This window comes from Maridesulfovibrio zosterae DSM 11974 (assembly GCF_000425265.1).
GTDB classification, from domain to species: Bacteria; Desulfobacterota; Desulfovibrionia; order Desulfovibrionales; family Desulfovibrionaceae; genus Maridesulfovibrio; species Maridesulfovibrio zosterae.
In genome coordinates this window covers 112,574-131,799 of the sequence record NZ_KE384342.1, presented here as the reverse complement: position 1 = coordinate 131,799, position 19,226 = coordinate 112,574, and the positions used below count along the sequence as shown (strand labels likewise).

Below are 19,226 nucleotides of genomic sequence, written 5' to 3'. Positions count from 1 at the left end.
GATGCATAAAATTGAAAGGATCGCCATTGCCGGTGTACCAAACAGTGGTAAAACTACACTTTTTAATGCGCTGACCGGTGCAAACCAAAAGGTTGGTAACTGGCCCGGAGTTACAGTAGAAAAGATTGAAGGTTCTTTTTCACTATCAGGTAGCACTGTGGAGCTGGTTGACCTTCCGGGGACTTATAACCTCAGCCCTGATACAGAAGATCAGAAAGTTGCAGAACGTGTGATCAGAAGCGGCGAATATGATATGATCATAAACGTTGTAGACGCGACCAACCTTTCCCGTAATCTGTTCCTGACGATGGATCTTAAGGAACGCACCAATCAGATCATTATACTTCTCAACATGGTTGATGTTGCAGAAAAAGAAGGCTTGTCTATTGACATAGATAAGCTGAGCAAAGAACTGGGCCTACCAGTAATTCCCGTTACCGCGGTAGATAAAAAATCCGTTGCAGCCGCTGTCAAAACTCTCAGCCATGAAGCAGAAAATCTTCCTGCCCACAATTCCCACCCTACACGTCAGGAGGTCAGGGATACTGTTGAAAAATACGCCTTTATTGACAGTATTTACAGTAAAGTTCTTAAAGAAAATAAAGATCGCAGCCTGAACTTCACAAATAGGGTAGACAGCATTGTAATGAACCGCTTCATGTCTATACCAATTTTTCTAATTTCCATGTTCCTGACTTTCTGGTTTGCCATCGGCCTTGGCTCAGTATTCATCGACTTCTTTGATATCATGGCAGGACTTATTTTTGTCGATATTCCAACAAATCTGCTGGCAAGTATCAATGCACCGGACTGGGTTAGCATTGTTTTAGCAGGAGGTATCGGAGCAGGTATCCAGACAGTTGCTACCTTTGTTCCGGTCGTATTCTTCATGTTCCTCGCTTTGGCAATTTTAGAAGATTTTGGCTACATGGCCCGCGTGGCAGTTGTTGCTGACCGATTCATGCGTAAAATAGGTTTGCCAGGATCTGCATTTATCCCAATGGTTGTCGGCTTTGGTTGCACTGTTCCAGCAGTTATGGCTGCCAGAACTCTCTCATCAAAACGTGACCGTTTCATGACCATCTTCATGGCCCCCTTTATGTCATGTGGAGCTCGATTACCTGTTTATGCACTGTTTTGCGTAGCACTCTTCGGTGCATATTCAGGTCTGGCTGTATTTTTAATTTATCTGTCAGGTCTTGCTATGGCTATTTTCACCGGTTTCTTACTGAAAAACACTCTCTTTAAAGGCACTGCATCTCATTTTGTGATGGACCTGCCTCTCTACCATATCCCTAGAACCGGGGCAGTATTCAGAAGTGCATGGTTGCGTCTCAGAGGTTTTATCAAACGCGCCGGTGTCATCGTTGTCAGCGCAGTTTTTGTTCTATCTATGCTGAACACCATTGGCATTGAAAACGGAAACTTATCATTCGGTAACGAAGATTCACAGGCTTCCATCCTTGCACATGCGGGTATGGCAATTTCTCCAGTATTCAAACCCATGGGAATCACCGAAGAAAACTGGCCGGCATCGGTAGCCCTCTTCACAGGACTCTTCGCCAAGGAAGCAATCGTAGGTACAGTAAATTCACTATACTCTTCAATGGATATGCAGGATGCACCTGCAACGGACCAAGCTGCAGAAGAGTCAGATGAAGGACTCGATATCGGCGCAACAGTCAGCGAAGCATTCGGAACTATAGGAGACGGACTTGTCGGCATCGTAACCTCAGTTGATTTGCTTGGAATAGGACTGATTGGAGAAGACAGTGCAACGGTATCAGAAGAAATTGGAGCAGATGCCTCTGTTTACAAGCACATTGCTGCAAACTTCACAATATTCTCAGCCTTCGCATACCTTCTGTTTGTCCTGATGTACTTCCCCTGCCTTGCAGTTATCGGTGCGACAAGACAAGAAATGGGCGGTTTCTACTCAGCAATCATGGCAATGTACTGCACGGCTTTAGGCTGGTCAGTAGCAACCTTGTTCTATCAGATAGCTGAAGGCAGAAATGCTGTATACATGGCAATAGCTGTAGCAGTCTTAGCAATTATTTATGCAACCCTTAAATATCTTGGGCTGAAAGAAGTAGAAGAAACTCCTCAACTCAGACCACTTAACCTTTAATTCCGCGAATTCTGCAGGGAAAACATATGAAAAGTTTTCCCTGCAGAATTTGATTAGTAAAAATCCTACATCAGCAGCTTAAGTAGAAATCCCCAAGCACAAGACTATATTCTCCCCGCCTAGCACATCATTTTTCAAAAGATATTAACCCATACCCATGACTTACAATTTTAAAATCAGCATAAAAGTAAAGTCTATCATCCACATAAACTAAGAATATAAATTTAAATCAAAGACATTAATCCTAACACATTTTTTCTTTTTAATAATGCCAGACATTTAATTTAATGCATAAGGTTATGAATCTATATACGACTGTAAAAACAACAGTTTGAATCTACAGGCAAAAAATAAGGCCTAAACCAGCTATCAGATAATTATACTTACAACTCACCGTCACTCCTGAAAAAGCCCCTGTAAAATTTTACAGGGGCTTTTTCAGGAGTGACGGACCTTTTCTTAACATTAAGAAAAGGTCCGTATATAATGAATTAAATATTGCTAAGGCATGATAGTCCCTACCTGCAATGCAAAATCAAATATATTTGAAGGCATAAGACCCAGACCAAGAACCAGAATGGATAAGAAAACAGCTCCAACGCAACTGAATGTTGAGGCATCCGGCATAAGCACTTCAGCATCCTCATCCTTAGTATAAGCATGCCTTACCATTCCGAGATAATAATAAATAGAAATGGCAGTGTTAATACCTGCGATTATAATCAACCAGTTGTACCCATGATTCCAGCTTGCCGAGAAGAGGAATAACTTACCCATAAAACCGGCCATCGGAGGTAAACCGACTAAAGCAAACGCTCCAACTGCAAGAGCAAAAGCCAAAGCAGGAGCACGCTTATGCAGACCGTTAAGATCATCAAGTTGCAGATTACGACCATCAACAGAAACCCTACTTACAACCCAGAAACAAGTCAGGTTCATGGCAACATAAGCTAGGGCATAAAAAGATGCAGCAGCAAGACCTTCTGCTGTCCCTGCCACTAAACCGATCATGATGTAACCGGCATGGGCTACAGATGAATAACCTAGTATACGCTTAACATCTTTCTGCACCAGTGCGGCCAGATTACCAAAGGTCATAGACAATGCACCAAGTACGGCAAGCAAAGTCGTAATGTCGTAGCCGGGCTTGAACATGGTTGCAAGACGGATAAGTATAACAACAGCACCAAGCTTAGGGAGAGTTGCTACAAAAGCCGCAGTTTCGTTACTGGTTCCTTCGTATACATCTGGACACCAGAAATGAAATGGAAACAAAGCCAGCTTATAAAACATTCCGGCAAGGAACAGGGCCATACCTGTTACTGCCATTGGTGCGGCTTCAAAAGTCCAAGTCTTTTGAACAAGCTCCGCCAGATATGTAGTGTGCATTCCAGCAAGAATGTATGAGAAGCCGTACAGAGCAAGGGCAGTCGCCACGGCTCCGAACATTATGTATTTAACAGCCGCCTCTGCTGCCATCTTACTCTTGGAACGCAGTGCAATTACTGCATAAAGAGAATACGAGGATAACTCCAAAGCAAGATACATAGAGATCAGCTCAACACATGAAGCCAGCATCATGAGTCCCCATGTACTCATTGCCAGAAAGAGGAAGTAATCTGATCTTTTCTCTCTCTCAAGCGTAGGCTGCCGTGAAGCGTTTAGTACCGTAATAAAATAACCGATAGCTATTGCTACCTTAAAAAACTGAGAAAGAGGGTCAACACGATAGGCCCCTTTAAAAACAAGACCTTCCTGCCCCACAGATAATAGGGCGACCACCACACCTATTCCTGACATTATCGGGAGCCAGACGCCAACTTTCTCACGCATAGTTACACTACCCACTGCTTGAACAAACAACAGGGCAATGATCAGGAACGTAAACAGTTCCGGCATGAAAAGATATGGATTCACATTCATTTCAATAACTCCTGTTGCTTATTTCACTATTCCCTTAAGGGAATTGAGAGCCATTTCAAGCGGTTTTTCATTCTCGATACTAACCAGCTTTGACTTTGTCTGAACATCATTTGAAAGCTTAACCAATGATGCATCCATAACTTTGAAACAAAGCCCCGGAGCCAAACCAATATAAAAAACAAATACCGCAGGAATAAGTAGATAAGTCCATTCACGTTTATTAAGGTCAGACCATTGTTTCCATGTTGAAGGCCTTCCCCAAGCCAATTTAAGTGAAATACGAAGCATGTAGGCAGCAGCAACCATTGCGCCTGGAACCATAAGAGCTCCAACCCAAGGATTCTGTTCAAATGCACCTACGAAAACCAAAATCTCACCTACGAAACTGTTGGTCCCCGGAAAACCGAAGGATGATAGAGCAAACAATCCCCAGAAGAACATGTAGGCCGGCATGTATTTGCCAAGTCCAAGGTTATCGCTAATTTCACGGCTGTGACTTCGCTCATATATTGCCCCGATCATCATAAAGAGACCGCCGGTAGTGATACCGTGGTTAAGCATCTGGAAAAGCGCACCTTCAAGCCCACGCAGATTGAACAGGAATATTCCAAGAGTAACAAAGCCCATATGCCCCACGGATGAATAGGCGATAACTTTTTTAATATCGTTCTGTCCCAAAGCCACAACACCGCCGTAGATAATGCCAGCTATAGAAATAGCTATCATTAACGGAGCAAAGTATTCACTGGCAGCTGGAGTCAAAGGCAGGTTAAAACGCAAGAACCCGTAAGTTCCCATTTTAAGTAATACAGAAGCCAGAATAACCGAACCTGCTGTAGGAGCCTGAACGTGTGCAGCTGGAAGCCATGTATGAAATGGGAACATGGGAACCTTGATAGCAAAAGCCAGTGCAAGAGCCAGAAATGCCCAGAACTGAAATCCGAATGAAAATGTTTTTTCCATAAGTTCAGGAATGGCAAATGTTCCTCCGGCAACTCTGAAGGCTACGATGGCAACCAGAAGCAAAGCGGAACCGGCAAGAGTGTAAAGGAAGAACTTAAGAGATGCGTATTTCTTTTCAGGACCACCCCATACTGCAATGAGCAGATACATGGGAATAAGCATTGCTTCCCAAAAAACATAAAACAGAACCAGATCAAGAGAGGTAAAGACTCCCACACATGCTGCTGTCATGAACAACAGACAGAAATGAAACTCTTTTATTCTCGTGGTTATATATGTCCATGAACAGAGTACACACAACGGCAGCACGGCGATAGTCAGTATCACCATTAAAAAGCTGATACCGTCAGTACCCAGATAATATTCAATTCCCCATCTCGAGACCCATGTGGCCCTTTCCACAAACTGGAAAGCTGCGGATTCAAGTTTGAATCCGGCAAAAAGCGGAAACGAGAGTGCGAGTTCTATGACTGACACAACCAGTGTATATATCCGCACAGTGTTGTCACCCCGGAGAAAAAACAGTCCGAAGGCCGCCAAAAGCGGAAAAAACACTAAGCTGGTCAGAACCGGATAAGCTACTTCTTGCATTGAATTCTCTCCAGTTTATCCAAAGTACCAGACAAGTCCGTAAATACAGAGCGCAATAAACACAGCCAGACCTAGATAATCCTGTAATCTACCTGTCTGTATTTTTGCACCAGTCCTGCCTATATTTCTCACTGTGTATGCAGTGCCGTCTACAACAGTATCAATTCCATTACGATCGAACCATGATGATCCGGCAGCCAAATCCATGAGCCACTTAAGACCTATTACACGATAGACAGTGGTCCAGATTGAATCCACCCATGCGACAGGACGGCAGACAGCCCGAATACCAAGGTTACCTATAAAACGATAAAGCTTGTCAAAATCGAGGTTACGACCATGATGCGGAATGATAACCTTACGCATTATCCAGAAACCGACTCCGGTAAAGGATAGGAGCATAGCGGCCTGAAGGAGATGCCAGGGAGTATATGGTTCATACTCAACGGGGAATGGCAGCAGTACATAAAGCATCTTTGGGTACACACCCTGGGCAAAACATAATGTGGCTGCAATCCCCATTGCCACATACATGTTCTTGGGAATGGGGTTCAGTTTAATATTCGTCGGCGCCGGCTTATTCCAGAAAGCGAAATAAGGCAGCTTGATACCAACCGAAAGGAACGTACCCACTGCGGCAATTTCAAGACCGATTGCTAAAAGGGTATGATGAGATTCAGCTGCTCCGGTGATGGTCATGGTCTTACTGATGAATCCATTGAAGAACGGCATACCTGAAATGGAAACTGCGCCGACCATATAGAGTAGTACAACCCAAGGCATTTTACCGACCAGTCCACCAAGCTTATCAAGATCAGCAGAACCGACAGCGTAAAGCACCGTACCCACTCCCATGAAAAGCAAACCCTTATACAGGATATGTGCGTATGCATGAGCTACTGCCCCGTTAAGACACATAGCCGTACCGATTCCTATACCGGCAACCATGTAACCAACCTGAGAAACAATGTGGTAGGATAAAATCCTGCGGGCATTGTTCTCCATAGACGCGTAAAACACACCGTAAACAGCCATGATGGTACCGGCTACTGCCAATACATATACCCCGGCAAATCCTCTTGCCAGAACATAAACCGCTGTCTTGGTAGTAAAGGCGCACATGAAAACTGCGCCCGGAACAGTTGCTTCGGGATAAGCATCAGGAAGCCATGCATGCAAAGGTACAACAGCTGCGTTAACGCAAAAACCAATAAGAATCAGCCAGTCATAATATTGTACAGATGAAGGATCTACAGGCAGAAAAGCAAAAGTTCCTATCTCAGAATATCTGAGCAGAAGTCCGCCAAGCAGAAAAAGTCCACCCAGCATATGGAATAGAAAATACCTGAATCCGGCAGCAGTGGAAGTCTTTGTCCGATGCAGCCAGACGAGAAAGGTAGATGCTACAGCCATAAGCTCCCAGAAGATGAACAAAGTCAGGTAGTCACCTGCAAAGACGCAACCGAAAGCCCCGGCAACGTATAGAGCCGCCGAAGCATGATGCGCCTTGTCATCTACATGCAAAGCATAAATCATGCCTATGAGAGACTGAATTGCAAAAACGTTGGCAAAAACCAGCGAAAGCTTATCCACCCGGCCTAAAATCAGAGTATTGCCCAGATACGGGATGATCCCGAAATTGCCCATAGTTGCAGTAAACACAACCACAATAGCTATAATTGGAGGAATCAGCAAAAGCCATTTCCACTGACGCCCTCTGAAGAAAGGCAACGCCACTGCCAGAGCTATAAAAGCCAATGCGGGATGAAGGAAACCGTTAAATGTCATCGCCTTCCTCCGGTCCTACAAGAAAAGGTTGAATTAAAACCTTCATCAGAAAAACCATTGCCACTGAACAAATCAGAGCAAAAGCCTCCCAAAAGCCGGGATAAATATCATAATGATATTCAGCTTCATGGGGATGGATGAAGAAATTGAGTACCACCAGCACAACAAGAAAGACAGCAAACAGTATCTTCCAGAATCCCAGATTCTTCGTGCGCTGGGTTTCGAACCAGTTTCCGAATTTATTGCTCATGGGGACTCTCCTTAGAATTTGCCGAACACGTTAATAAAGTTCAGGAACGTCTGAGGATACAATCCGAGCCAGACGGAGATCAGAGCCGTAGTAAACAAAGGAATAACCATACACAGGGGAGCTTCTTTATACTGCTCAATATTTGCCCCTTCCGCCGGAGCCTTAAAAAAGGCACGGTAGATAATTGGAGTAAAATATCCGGCATTAAGCAAAGTACTTGCCAGCAAAGCTATTAAAAGCCCCCATTGACCTATTGTGACAGCCCCTTTGACCAGATACCACTTAGTGGCAAAACCACATACAGGTGGTACCCCGATCATAGACAGTGACGCGATTGCAAAGGCTCCGAAGGTCCACGGCATCCTTCGTCCAAGCCCGTCCATAAGGCTGATTTTCTTAAGGTGGGTTGCAACATAGATAGACCCTGCCCCGAAGAACAAAGTGATCTTTGAAAACGCATGGTGAGCAATATGCATAAGCCCGCCCTGCACTGCTTCCGGTGTTAGCATTGCCACACCTATTATAATATATGAAAGCTGACTGACAGTTGAATAAGCCAGTCTGGCCTTAATATCATCTTTGGTGAGGGCGATAAGCGAAGCCGCCACAATGGTGAAAGCCGCAAGATAAGCAGTCGGCAGGCCAAGCCCCAGTTTATCCATGAGGTCCACACCGAAACCGGACAGGATTATACGGGACACCGAGAAAACTCCCGCTTTAACAACTGCTACGGCATGCAGCAAAGCTGAAACCGGCGTAGGTGCAACCATCGCGGAAGGAAGCCAGTTATGAAACGGCATAAGAGCAGCTTTAGCCAGACCTGCAATATATAAGACATAAGTAATTGTAACCAGAGTCGGATCTGCTGTCGGAGGGAAAATCCCCTGTACGACATCACCCAGATGAAAATCCAGAGTTCCCGCCAGCACATAGGTAAGTACCATTGCCGGAAGCAGAAAAAGTTTTGACGTTCCCATGAGGTAGACCATGTATTTCCTTGCTCCGGAAAAAGCCTCATCATCCTGATGATGCGCAACTAGAGGATAGGTGAATACAGAAATCACTTCATAGAAAAGATAAAGGGTGAAAATGTTACCAGAAAAAGCAACACCAACTGCGCCGAAAATAGCAACTGCAAAACAGAAATAGTATCTGGTCTGCGCGTGCTCATTCATACTGCGCATATAACCGATATTATAACTGGTTGCGAAAACCCACAGTAATGATGCTATAAGTGCAAAAACAAAAGTAAGTCCGTCAGCAATAAATGATACATTTATGCCCGGAAGTATTGTGAACAAAGTATACTTAAGGATTTTCCCGTCAAGCACATCTGGCACCATTGAGAGTACAGACAGAAAGGTCAGTATTCCAGCCCAGATAGAAACTCCCTCACGTCTGTTGATATTGTTCCTCAAAAACCAGATCAGGAACGGAGCAACAAAGGTGATTGCCAGCGGGATCAAGACACGCGAACTTGTTATGAATTCAGTATTAACTGCCATATGATCAACCTTTCAGCCTTGATACTGCATCTGTTTCAACAGACTTAAACCGTCTTGCCACAACCACAATGATTGCAAGAACCAATGTAGCTTCAGCTGCGGCAAGTCCCATAATAAAGAGTGCGGCTATCTGACCTATTGAATTGCCTGCTTCGGTAAGCTGACTTGCCGCAACAATAGATAGCCCTGCCCCGTTCAGCATGAGTTCAACAGATATCAGCATACCCACAAATGATTTACGCCAGACAATGCCGTACAAACCTATTGCCAGCAGCATAAGAGCCACAAGCTGATACATTAAAAGAGGACTCATTATACTTTCCTCCCTTTCTTTTCAAAGGCCAGCAGAACAGCTCCGCCCATAGCTGCCAGCAACACAACCGAAATAAGCTCAAAAGCAACCGGATAGTCTTCCAGCAGCCCTTTACCTATAGTAATCAGCGGGACCTCAACCGGAAGGCTGATGGACGCAGGCTGAAATTTAACAAGTATAAAACCGATTACAAAAACCGGAGCTATAAAAGTAAGAGCTGACAGTGCAGCTTTACCAGGTCTGCGTGTCCCGGATTCAATGCCTTGAGCATCAGCTTGTGAAAGCATGATGGCAAAGAAAATAAGTACGCAGACAGCTCCCACATAGATAAGAATCTGCATGAAAGCCATAAACGGAGCTGCCATGAGCATATACATTCCCGCCACGCCCAGCAGTGAGCAGATAAGACCTACCAATGCTCGGACTAGACTATGTGCTCCTACAGCAATGGTCCCGCCGCCCAGAATGAGTATGGCGTAGACAGCAAAAGCGATTTTAGCCAGCAATTCCATCATGAGTCTTTCCTTGTTGAATTTTCTGATGTTTCAACAGCAGCTTCGGGACTTTCGACAAATGATTCAGCTTGTGCAGCCTGTCTATCCAGTCGTTCCAGCAGATCCATTTTGAAATCTTTGCGATTAGTGGAGGTGAAATACACGTGGGACGAATATTTCAGTGAAGAAACAGGACAGTTCTCAACACATGACCCGCACAATGAGCAGAGCGAATAATCATAAAGAAACTTTGCAGGTTCTTTAGGAGCTTTAGGTTTATTTACCTTTTCACCGCGCTCTTCCGCTTCTTTCATGGCCTGAAGCTCTTCCTCAGTAAGTTTTGGAGCCTTTGCTTTAACCACAGTAATGCATTTACTGGGACATGCTGTGACACACATCATGCAGGAAATACATTTGGGTTTCGCCGGATTCTTAGGCTTACCGATCAGTTCCAGCGGCCCCCGGAATCCTTCAAGCTGAGCCTCACTCACGGTTTCACGGGGATAGTGCAGTGTAATCTGCTTATCGGCAAAGTTTTTACCTGTGACTTTCAGTCCTACGATCAAAGACCAAAGTGAAGCCACATCTTCCCATATCTTTTTAATTGCACTCATATTTCACGCCCCTAGAAAAGCTTAGTTACAAATGCAGTTATGAAGAGGTTGGCCAGAGCCAGGGGCATGAGCCATTTCCAGTTGATATTCAGAAGCTGGTCAAAACGTACTCGCGGATAAGTCCAGCGAAGCCAGATCATGACCACCAGAAGAACATAAACCTTTAACAGAAACCATAAACTGCCATCAAAGAATGGCCCCTGCCAGCCACCCAGAAAAAGGGCAGCAGCAACGGAACATACAACAATCATATTGGCATATTCAGCAAGAAAGAAGAGACCGAAGCCCATACCGGAATACTCAGTATGGAATCCAGCGGTAAGCTCACTTTCCGCTTCAGGAAGGTCAAAAGGAGCACGGTTTGTTTCACCTAAGGCACTTATGAAATAGATGATAAAGGCAAGAGGCTGCACCATTGCATTCCACTGCCATGGCCATCCGCCCTGCCCCTGAACAACTACGGAAAGATTCAAACTTCCGGTCTGAAATGCAATTGCCAGCACGGATAGCAGCAACGGGATTTCATATGCAACGGACTGAGCCACAGCTCTTGCCGCTCCAAGTATACCCCATTTATTATTGGAGCCCCATCCAGCCAGACATAAAGCAAGTACGTTCAAGCCGGAAAATGCCAGAATTAACAACAGACCGAGATTCATTTCCATCCCGGTAGCAACCGGACCGAATGGAATCGGCAGGAAAAGCAGCAATACCGGAAAAAAAGATAATACTGGAGCCATCCAAAATAGGATTTTATCAGCTCCCTTAGGAGTAAACAGTTGTTTTCCGATAAGTTTTACCGCATCTGCAAGCGGCTGCAAGAGTCCATGAGGACCAACCTCAAAAGGACCGGGTCTGCGCTGAACGTGCCCGGCAATCTTACGCTCGAGATAAACCAGAACCAGCCCGTTCAGCCCAACAAATGCGGCAATTGCCACCAGTGCTATGACCAGTTTCACTAGTTCAACGGGTATTTGAGACATAAACACTCCTCTCTACCTGTCGATTTCAGGAATTACCATGTCCAGACTGCCGAGAATGGCAACAGCATCAGCCAGCATCGTACCCTTCGCACATTCAGCGAACAGGCTTAAATTTGAAAATCCAGGAGCACGAAGTTTAACTCTGTATGGAATCTTACTTCCGTCACTCACAATATGAATACCAACCTTACCTCGAGCACTCTCCGCGGCGAAATAAGCCTCTCCGGCAGGAGCTTTCCATGTAGGTTTAGGTCTCTTTTTAATGATATGTTCCCCTTCAGGGAGCTGCTCAAGAGCCTGTTCAATAATATTAAGGCTCTGTTCTATTTCTTCCATGCGCACCATATAACGGGCCATGGCATCTTTTTCATGATAGACAGGGACTTCCCAGTCAAAACGATCATAGACAGAGTAAGACTCTGCAACACGAGTATCATGCTTAACCCCTGCTCCACGGATGAGAGGCCCCGTCGCACCGTAACGATTACACATGTTTTTATCCATGTGCCCTACATCTTCAATACGTTTACGAAGAATAACGTTATCGGTAACCAGATCCTTATACATAGGAAGTCGACTGCGAAGATAAGGTACGAATGCTTTAGCCTTTTCAACGAAAGCAGCATCAATATCGTGTGACACTCCTCCAATACGAAAATTGCTGTAAGTAAGCCTTGAACCTGTACACTTCTGCATCATATCCATAATCATTTCACGATCATCAAAAGCGTACATAATCGGAGTAAAAGCACCGAGATCAAGCAGATAAGCCCCCCACCAGAGCAAATGGGATGAAATACGGTTAAATTCAGAAGTTATCACCCGGATAAACTCAGCACGTTCGGGAACTTCAATTTCAGCAAGTTTTTCAACTGCGCCGACATAAGCATGGTTCCATGCCAGAGGATGCAGGTAGTCAACCCTCCCCATGTTAGGCATAAACTGGACCCATGTTTTCACCTCAGCCATCTTCTCGTGCATACGATGCAGGTAGCCTAAAATGGGCTCTGCACGAACGATATATTCACCGTCCAATTCGAGGATGACCCGCAAAACACCATGGGTGGATGGATGCTGCGGTCCCATGTTGAGAATCATGGTGTTTTCTTCAGCACCCTTCTCAAAATGGTTGGTGTAAAAATCACCTTCAAGAAATGTATTCATAACAGCCTGCCGTTTTTGATTTAATGCGGTTTGCGCTTTGACAGATGATTTCGCCTCCGGCGGCCAAAAGGGCTGCCCCTTCTGGATTACCTAGTTAAATTTATTTAACTAGGTATCATTCTGTTCAGGTTGTTTCTCCACCTCTTCATCAAAGAGACTAAAGTCATCTATTTTAAAAAGGACCTTTCCGGGATCGATTAAATCCCGCAGAGGTTTACGACTTTTGTCATTCTTTAAAAGCACACCATTAGGTGTCTCAGGGTCCAGCAGAAGTGGAATCAAATTGGGGTGGCCGCTGAAAATTATCCCGTGAAAATCATTACACTCACGTTCATGCCAGTCTGCCCCCTGATAAATTGCAGAAATAGTCGGCAACTCAGGCTTATCCCTAGGGAGAAGCACCCGATGGGCCACACGATCCGGCTGTTCGAAATGTGCATAGTGATATGTGATGAGGAACCCTTCGGTTACATCAAGGGCATCTATATTTTCTAAATGATATTCTTTGGCGAGCATAGATTCTGCTGCGGAAGAGATATCGTTGGAGGACAGAAAAAAGTTATAATTAATTCCAGTTCGCTCATAGCCGGATCTACCGACCATGAGCGGGGTCACAGAGCCAAGCCATCTTTCATCCACCTGCATCAGAAATTCTCCTTCTCTAAAGCTTCGGGAACGGGCCACCACCGTTTACCGGTTACCTTCTCCTGAATCTGGAACAAACCTTCCAGCAAAGCTTCAGGACGCGGAGGACAACCGGGGACATAAACGTCGACAGGAATCAGGTTATCAACTCCCTCTACAATTCCATACTGCCCCTTAAACTTAAATGGACCACCGGAAATTGCACAGTTTCCAAGAGCCAACACCCACTTTGGAGCAGGCATCTGCTCATATAGACGAACAACAGCAGGGGCCATTTTTTTAGTAACCGTTCCAGCGACAATCATAAGGTCAGCCTGACGGGCAGATGGCCGGAAAACTTCTGCACCGAACCGGGCCATATCAAACCGGGCCATACCGCAAGCCATCATTTCAATAGCACAGCAGGCAAGACCGAAAGTCATAGGCCATAAAGACATCGACCGACAGATATTCATTGCATCTTCAGCCAATTCCAGCCGGACAAGACCGTCATCGATCTTATGTCCGCCGGGTGTTAGGAGATCTTGCGGGGCCATGTGAATACTCCTTTCTTCCAAAAATAGATAATTGCTACAGCAAGTACAGAAAGAAATCCTGCCACCTCAACAAATGCCTCCATTCCTACCGCATGGGGATACCAGACTGAAACAGGAAAGAGATAGAGAACATCCACATCAAATGCCAGAAACAGCAAGGCATAAACATAATAACTGATGCCGAACTGATTCCAGGCTCGTCCATGAGGTTTCATGCCGCATTCATAAGACATGCCCATGTCCCCCCCCTTTGCTCTTGGGGCTACAACAGCTGATAAAATCAGCGGACCACCAGCAAAAAGAAGTCCACCTATGAGAAACATGAAGATGGCAAACTGGAGCCAGGTAAAAACCATTCTCTTACCTCTCTTACTTTTTTCAATTTAATAACACGATGCAAACATCTAACCTAAAAACGTAAGATTTTGAAGAACTAACACCCTAGAAAAAAATAAAAACAGGCATTATTTTTTAATTAAACCTATCGCACCCGACTATTACAGTGTCAAGAAGTTCAAAATAATTCCCCGGTTAAATACAGTTTAAAACTATAATTTGTTAAAAAAATCACATTATTTTAAATTTAAAATACAGTATATTACAACACTGAGACAGCCATTTGCTTTTAGTGACCTACTTTTAACACAAATCAAATCATACACAAGTGGATTTCAATGAAAAATTTTGACACACATAGCTTAGAAACCGATGTAATGCAGTCGTGTAAAGGTTTTTTAACTAGCATTTTTTTTCACAAAACCATTTATCGGCATCTTCATGTATCAAATCGATACAAACTATCATTCATATCATTCCTGACAATAAACAGCCCATAAAAAAGGTGTTTTCACTCAAAACAGCAAAAACACCTTAAAAAAAGCATTGGCCTCACCGCCAAATAGATACAGTAATAATATGCCTGAAAATTATCTTACTCAGAGAAAAAACAATAATTTCTATCCGTCTCATCCTTAACTTTATACATAGCCTCATCAGCACGTTTAACCAACTCCTCTGCAATAGATGCATCCTCAGGAAAAAGGCTTATGCCTATTGATGCACCTACAGAGCAGGATACTCCACCAAAATTGAATGGCTCACTCAAGCAGGAAATAAATTCAGTAGCCACAGTGGCAATAGTGTCACGCCCGGAAGGACGCTCAAGAAGCACGCAGAATTCATCACCTCCCAATCGGGCAAAAGTATCCGAAGAGCGCAACCGAGCCTGTAATCTTCTGGCTACCCTTTCAAGGAGCATATCACCTGTATGATGTCCGTACTGATCATTAACAGATTTAAAATTATTCAAATCTATAAACAATAAAGCCAATTTCTCACTGAATCTACCGGCATTGGCAATAGATTTATTCAGCCGATCAAAAAACAAATAACGGTTCGGAATTCCAGTCAATGCGTCAACTGTTGCTTGAGTCTGCAACTCAAATTCGCAGATTTTACGATGTGTAATATCTTCTACGACTCCCTCAATATAAAATTCACCATTCTCCTCGAACAATCTGCAACTTTCAGAAATCCAGATAAGAGAATTATCTTTACGCTTAACCTGAAACTCATAATCGTTGAGTGATTTTTCTCTCATCAATGATTTAAGATACTGGTTTCGTTCTTCATGTTCTGCAAAAGCTTCTATGGTATTAACACATGCAATGGTTTCTTCTGGAGTATCGTACCCAAGAATACGGGCAAGAGCTGGATTCGCCTCTTTGAGAACCCCACTCAAAGTAGACCTAAAAATACCTTCTACAGCCCTTTCAAATATATTACGGTATTTTTCCTCAGCTATTCGCAACGCGCGCTCAATCCGGATGCGCTGTGTTATTTCACGTTCCAGCAAATCCTTTTGCCGTTTAAGCTCAAGAAAAACACCGACCTTGCCTCGCAATGTAGCAGGATCTATGGGCTGAGTGAGAAAATCAACAGCCCCGGCCTCATACCCCATACGGGCATAAGTAGGATCTTTATAGATAGCTGTTAAGAAAATTATCGGAACTAATCGGCATTCTTCAATTTCTTTAATGGCTTTAGCTGTTTCATAGCCATCCATCCCTGGCATTTGAACATCAAGTAAAATCAATGCAAAATCATTATCTTTGCAGATCTCAATTGCCTCATTTCCGGTAAGAGCTTTATATACATCAGCCCCTTCATTTTTAAGCAACCTATCGAGCAAAGTCAGATTTACCGCATTGTCATCAACGATAAGTATCTTCAAAGAATTTTCCATATTTTTTTCAATAATACATTTCAATAAAAGATTAAAGTATGTTTAAGAGCATTATGTATTATTTTTTACCCTTGAACCTTGTTTTATCTATAATTTAAAGATAGTTATTAAATAAAAGGCAACGTGTTCAGTTTCTGGAGATAAAAATGAAAACAATACAGCATTATACAGTTACAGGCGGCGCAGGCTTTCTCGGATCACGGCTTTGTGAAAAACTGCTGGAACTTGGACATGAAGTATTATGTGTGGACAACTTCTACACAGGTCAAAAATCAAATATTGTAGAAATGCTTGATAGCCCATATTTTGAAATGATGCGCCACGATGTAACATTTCCACTCTATGTTGAAACTGACAACATTTTTAATCTAGCCTGTCCAGCATCACCTATTCACTATCAATTTGACCCTGTCCAGACGACTAAGACCTCAGTTCACGGGGCAATAAATATGCTTGGATTGGCAAAAAGAGTTAAAGCAAAAATTTTTCAAGCCTCAACGTCTGAAGTATATGGTGATCCGACATGTCACCCGCAAACAGAAGATTACTGGGGAAATGTTAACCCTATCGGCCTAAGAGCTTGTTATGATGAAGGAAAACGTTGTGCTGAGACACTTTTCTTCGACTACAATCGTCAGCATAGGCTACTTATTAAGGTCGCACGTATTTTTAATACTTACGGTCCGCGCATGGCTGTTAATGATGGTAGAGTCGTATCGAATTTCATTGTTCAAGCCCTACGGAATGAGCCCATCACCATTTACGGAGAAGGCACACAAACCCGCTCTTTCTGCTATATTGATGATCTGATTGATGCATTTATCCGCCTGATGAATACAAATGATTCTTTTACCGGGCCAGTCAATCTTGGAAACCCTCGCGAATTTACGATCAAGCAACTTGCTGAAATAGTAATTGATATGACAGGATCATCTTCTAAATTAGTTCATAAACCTCTTCCTGAAAATGATCCCTGTCAGCGTAGACCGGATATATCCTTAGCTCAGAAAGAACTTGGATGGACTCCATCAACACCTCTTGAAAAAGGGTTAAAACCTACCATTGAGTACTTTGATCGAATCCTATCCGAATAAGTACATAAATTATAAAATTTTATTTAAGCTGGACCACTTTTGAAGTGCTCCAGCTTTTTATTTTTCATGATCAATACTCTTAAAGTATCAAACGACTATGAATTATATATTAGACATATAAATGCTCGTTACCTATACCTGACTCACGAGGAAAAAGGAGTTAGTCATGGCAATCTCATACAGTTGGACGCATAATTTTTCAGCAGATGCTTTGAAAACACTTTTTCTATCAGTTGACTGGGAATCAGGAAATTATCCTGAGAAAGTTCAACAGGCTATGCTGAATTCTCATAGAGTTTACTCTGTATGGAATGGTAACGAGCTGGTAGGACTGATCAACTCTATGACAGACACTGTACTTACAGTCTACTTTCAATATCTACTGGTTCACCCTGACTATCAGGGACATGGACTAGGAAAGAACCTGATTAAAGGCATGCTTGAAGAGTACAAAGATATTCCCAGAAAGATTTTAATTTCAGTGGAAACAAAAGTAGGATTCTATGAAAACTGCGGGTTCACTCACCATATGGACAAAGCCCCGATGTTTGTATCCACTTTATAGATATTTTAATATTCTTTTGCTCCTTCCCTGAGCAAATCCCTTTCAATATACGGCAAAAGGGAGGTTTGGCGCAACCACATCCCAACGCCGCAAGCCCCGTTGATGCAAGGATTTCACCCCCTGGCTCAACGGGGTTTTTCTTTTGTTCCAAACTACCATGCCGCATCACATAAACAGACCTTAATATTGCTCTACAATTTTCTAGATTCTTATTCTCACTAAAATGAAATGATAACCTGACATAACTGTAATAAAATCCTAATACATATGTTTTAATTATTATAATAGAATTATAAAAAACTATCATATTCAGTACATACAATTCATTATTACAAGGGAAAGGAATGTTTAAATACATAAAAGATACAATATGGAAGAACTTAGCAACATCTGGTCTATGAAAAAGGTAAACTTTATTAAAAATCTTCCCAGCCGCAAAGAATTACTCCGATTTATACGTTATGGATGCGTGGGCAGTGTAACTTTTATATTTGACCTGATAATGTTATTTATATTCACACAATTGTTTGATTTGCCACCTGTATACTCAGCAGGACTTTCATTTATCATTGCAGTATCCATTAATTACTTCATCAGCCGTATATTTGTTTTCAAAGGGACAACACGCCCCCTGAAACAAGGTTATCTGAGATTCATGTTAATTGCCTTAGGTGGTGTAATAATTGTTACTTTAGGCATGCACATAATGGTTATCACCCTGAAATGGCAGTATATTATCTCTCGCATACTTATCGCCGCCATAACCGGAATATGCAACTATTCCTTAAATTTATATGTAAATTTTAGAGTAGCGGGAAAACATTTTTAACTAAACTTATCCAGATATTACATTTAGCTCAAACAAAGCAGCTGCTTGCTTTATACCAATATTAAGAATACGTTTTCTACCTTATATTCACCTTATATTCACCTTTATCCATAACCGTATGTCCTTTTTAAATAACTTCATTGATCATCTTTCATATCTTGTCGTCAAATGGCGAATGAAAAAGAAAAAACAGACCGTTGTGATACGCGGTTCCTGCAAAATGTGCGGAAAATGTTGTAATAACATCTCACTTTATATCGATAGCAAATGGCTCAAGAGCAAACGGCAATTCAGTAACGCAACACAAAAATATGATTATCTATGCCGCTTCGAAATATGTGGCAAAACCGAGACAGGACAACTTAAATTTTCCTGCAAATGCCTAAGCAAAGATGGAACTTGCGATGACTATGAAAATCGCCCTAATCTTTGCAAAACTTTCCCGAGTCCTTCAATTTTTGTTCAATACGGAGAACTACCCAGTGGATGCGGTTTTAGAATGTCCACAGAATTAGATTTTGAAAAAGTGCTTGAGCAGGCCGTCAACACTGAGAACCATTACAAAATAGACCTTAAATCAGATTAAGTATGCA

19 protein-coding genes are annotated in these 19,226 nt (G+C 42.9%); 5 read left to right on the top strand and 14 right to left on the bottom strand.

Annotation, left to right across the window (positions count from 1 at the left end):
* Position 1 precedes the first annotated feature (1 nt).
* Positions 2–2,131 carry a ferrous iron transport protein B gene (gene feoB / locus H589_RS0112140; protein WP_027722268.1) on the top strand — a complete coding sequence of 710 codons (2,130 nt, stop codon included), beginning with the start codon at positions 2–4 and terminating at the stop codon, positions 2,129–2,131.
* Between the two features lie 501 nt (positions 2,132–2,632).
* On the opposite strand, the gene H589_RS0112135 is transcribed toward feoB, so the two are convergent.
* From H589_RS0112135 to H589_RS0112070, 14 genes are all read right to left on the bottom strand, one after another.
* Positions 2,633–4,054: an NADH-quinone oxidoreductase subunit N gene (locus tag H589_RS0112135; protein ID WP_027722267.1), complete on the bottom strand. Its 1,422-nt coding sequence runs from the start codon at positions 4,052–4,054 to the stop codon at positions 2,633–2,635.
* A gap of 18 nt (positions 4,055–4,072) precedes the next feature.
* Positions 4,073–5,608: a complex I subunit 4 family protein gene (locus H589_RS0112130; RefSeq protein WP_027722266.1), complete on the bottom strand. Its 1,536-nt coding sequence runs from the start codon at positions 5,606–5,608 to the stop codon at positions 4,073–4,075.
* 15 nt (positions 5,609–5,623) lie between these two features.
* The gene (locus H589_RS0112125; protein WP_027722265.1) at positions 5,624–7,396 is read right to left on the bottom strand and encodes a Na(+)/H(+) antiporter subunit D; all 1,773 of its coding nucleotides are present in this window, start codon (positions 7,394–7,396) and stop codon (positions 5,624–5,626) included.
* Positions 7,386–7,646: a hypothetical protein gene (locus H589_RS0112120; RefSeq protein WP_035076011.1), complete on the bottom strand. Its 261-nt coding sequence runs from the start codon at positions 7,644–7,646 to the stop codon at positions 7,386–7,388. The genes H589_RS0112125 and H589_RS0112120 overlap by 11 nt, the downstream gene beginning before the upstream one ends.
* An 11-nt stretch (positions 7,647–7,657) precedes the next feature.
* Positions 7,658–9,151: a monovalent cation/H+ antiporter subunit D family protein gene (locus H589_RS0112115; protein WP_027722263.1), complete on the bottom strand. Its 1,494-nt coding sequence runs from the start codon at positions 9,149–9,151 to the stop codon at positions 7,658–7,660.
* A 4-nt stretch (positions 9,152–9,155) separates the two neighbouring features.
* Complete coding sequence (nuoK, locus tag H589_RS0112110; protein WP_027722262.1) at positions 9,156–9,464, bottom strand: NADH-quinone oxidoreductase subunit NuoK; 309 nt, start codon at positions 9,462–9,464, stop codon at positions 9,156–9,158.
* Positions 9,464–9,979 carry an NADH-quinone oxidoreductase subunit J family protein gene (locus H589_RS0112105; RefSeq protein ID WP_211225343.1) on the bottom strand — a complete coding sequence of 172 codons (516 nt, stop codon included), beginning with the start codon at positions 9,977–9,979 and terminating at the stop codon, positions 9,464–9,466. Before H589_RS0112105 ends, nuoK begins: the two co-directional genes overlap by 1 nt.
* Positions 9,976–10,572, bottom strand: coding sequence for a 4Fe-4S binding protein (locus H589_RS0112100; protein ID WP_027722260.1), 597 nt, complete (start codon positions 10,570–10,572; stop codon positions 9,976–9,978). Before H589_RS0112100 ends, H589_RS0112105 begins: the two co-directional genes overlap by 4 nt.
* An 11-nt stretch (positions 10,573–10,583) precedes the next feature.
* Positions 10,584–11,555, bottom strand: coding sequence for an NADH-quinone oxidoreductase subunit NuoH (gene nuoH, locus H589_RS0112095; RefSeq protein ID WP_027722259.1), 972 nt, complete (start codon positions 11,553–11,555; stop codon positions 10,584–10,586).
* 12 nt (positions 11,556–11,567) lie between these two features.
* On the bottom strand, positions 11,568–12,719 hold the full coding sequence (locus H589_RS0112090; RefSeq protein WP_027722258.1) for an NADH-quinone oxidoreductase subunit D: 1,152 nt from the start codon (positions 12,717–12,719) through the stop codon (positions 11,568–11,570).
* 108 nt (positions 12,720–12,827) lie between these two features.
* Positions 12,828–13,364 (bottom strand): NADH-quinone oxidoreductase subunit C, encoded by a 537-nt coding sequence (locus H589_RS0112085; protein WP_027722257.1) that lies wholly within the window; start codon positions 13,362–13,364, stop codon positions 12,828–12,830.
* The gene (locus H589_RS0112080) at positions 13,364–13,900 is read right to left on the bottom strand and encodes an NADH-quinone oxidoreductase subunit B (protein WP_027722256.1); all 537 of its coding nucleotides are present in this window, start codon (positions 13,898–13,900) and stop codon (positions 13,364–13,366) included. Before H589_RS0112080 ends, H589_RS0112085 begins: the two co-directional genes overlap by 1 nt.
* Entirely contained in the window at positions 13,879–14,256 is a 378-nt protein-coding gene (locus H589_RS0112075; protein WP_027722255.1) for an NADH-quinone oxidoreductase subunit A, read from the bottom strand. The genes H589_RS0112080 and H589_RS0112075 overlap by 22 nt, the downstream gene beginning before the upstream one ends.
* A gap of 575 nt (positions 14,257–14,831) precedes the next feature.
* On the bottom strand, positions 14,832–16,133 hold the full coding sequence (locus tag H589_RS0112070) for a two-component system response regulator (protein WP_245577138.1): 1,302 nt from the start codon (positions 16,131–16,133) through the stop codon (positions 14,832–14,834).
* A gap of 158 nt (positions 16,134–16,291) precedes the next feature.
* Here H589_RS0112070 and H589_RS0112065 point away from each other — a divergent pair, with 158 nt between their 5' ends.
* The 4 genes from H589_RS0112065 to H589_RS0112050 all read left to right on the top strand — a co-directional run bounded on the left by H589_RS0112065 (position 16,292) and on the right by H589_RS0112050 (position 19,219).
* On the top strand, positions 16,292–17,239 hold the full coding sequence (locus H589_RS0112065) for a UDP-glucuronic acid decarboxylase family protein (RefSeq protein WP_027722253.1): 948 nt from the start codon (positions 16,292–16,294) through the stop codon (positions 17,237–17,239).
* 166 nt (positions 17,240–17,405) lie between these two features.
* Positions 17,406–17,804: a GNAT family N-acetyltransferase gene (locus tag H589_RS0112060; RefSeq protein WP_027722252.1), complete on the top strand. Its 399-nt coding sequence runs from the start codon at positions 17,406–17,408 to the stop codon at positions 17,802–17,804.
* Between the two features lie 370 nt (positions 17,805–18,174).
* Positions 18,175–18,633 carry a GtrA family protein gene (locus tag H589_RS0112055; RefSeq protein WP_027722251.1) on the top strand — a complete coding sequence of 153 codons (459 nt, stop codon included), beginning with the start codon at positions 18,175–18,177 and terminating at the stop codon, positions 18,631–18,633.
* 175 nt (positions 18,634–18,808) lie between these two features.
* Positions 18,809–19,219, top strand: coding sequence for a YkgJ family cysteine cluster protein (locus H589_RS0112050; protein ID WP_245577136.1), 411 nt, complete (start codon positions 18,809–18,811; stop codon positions 19,217–19,219).
* Positions 19,220–19,226 lie beyond the last annotated feature (7 nt).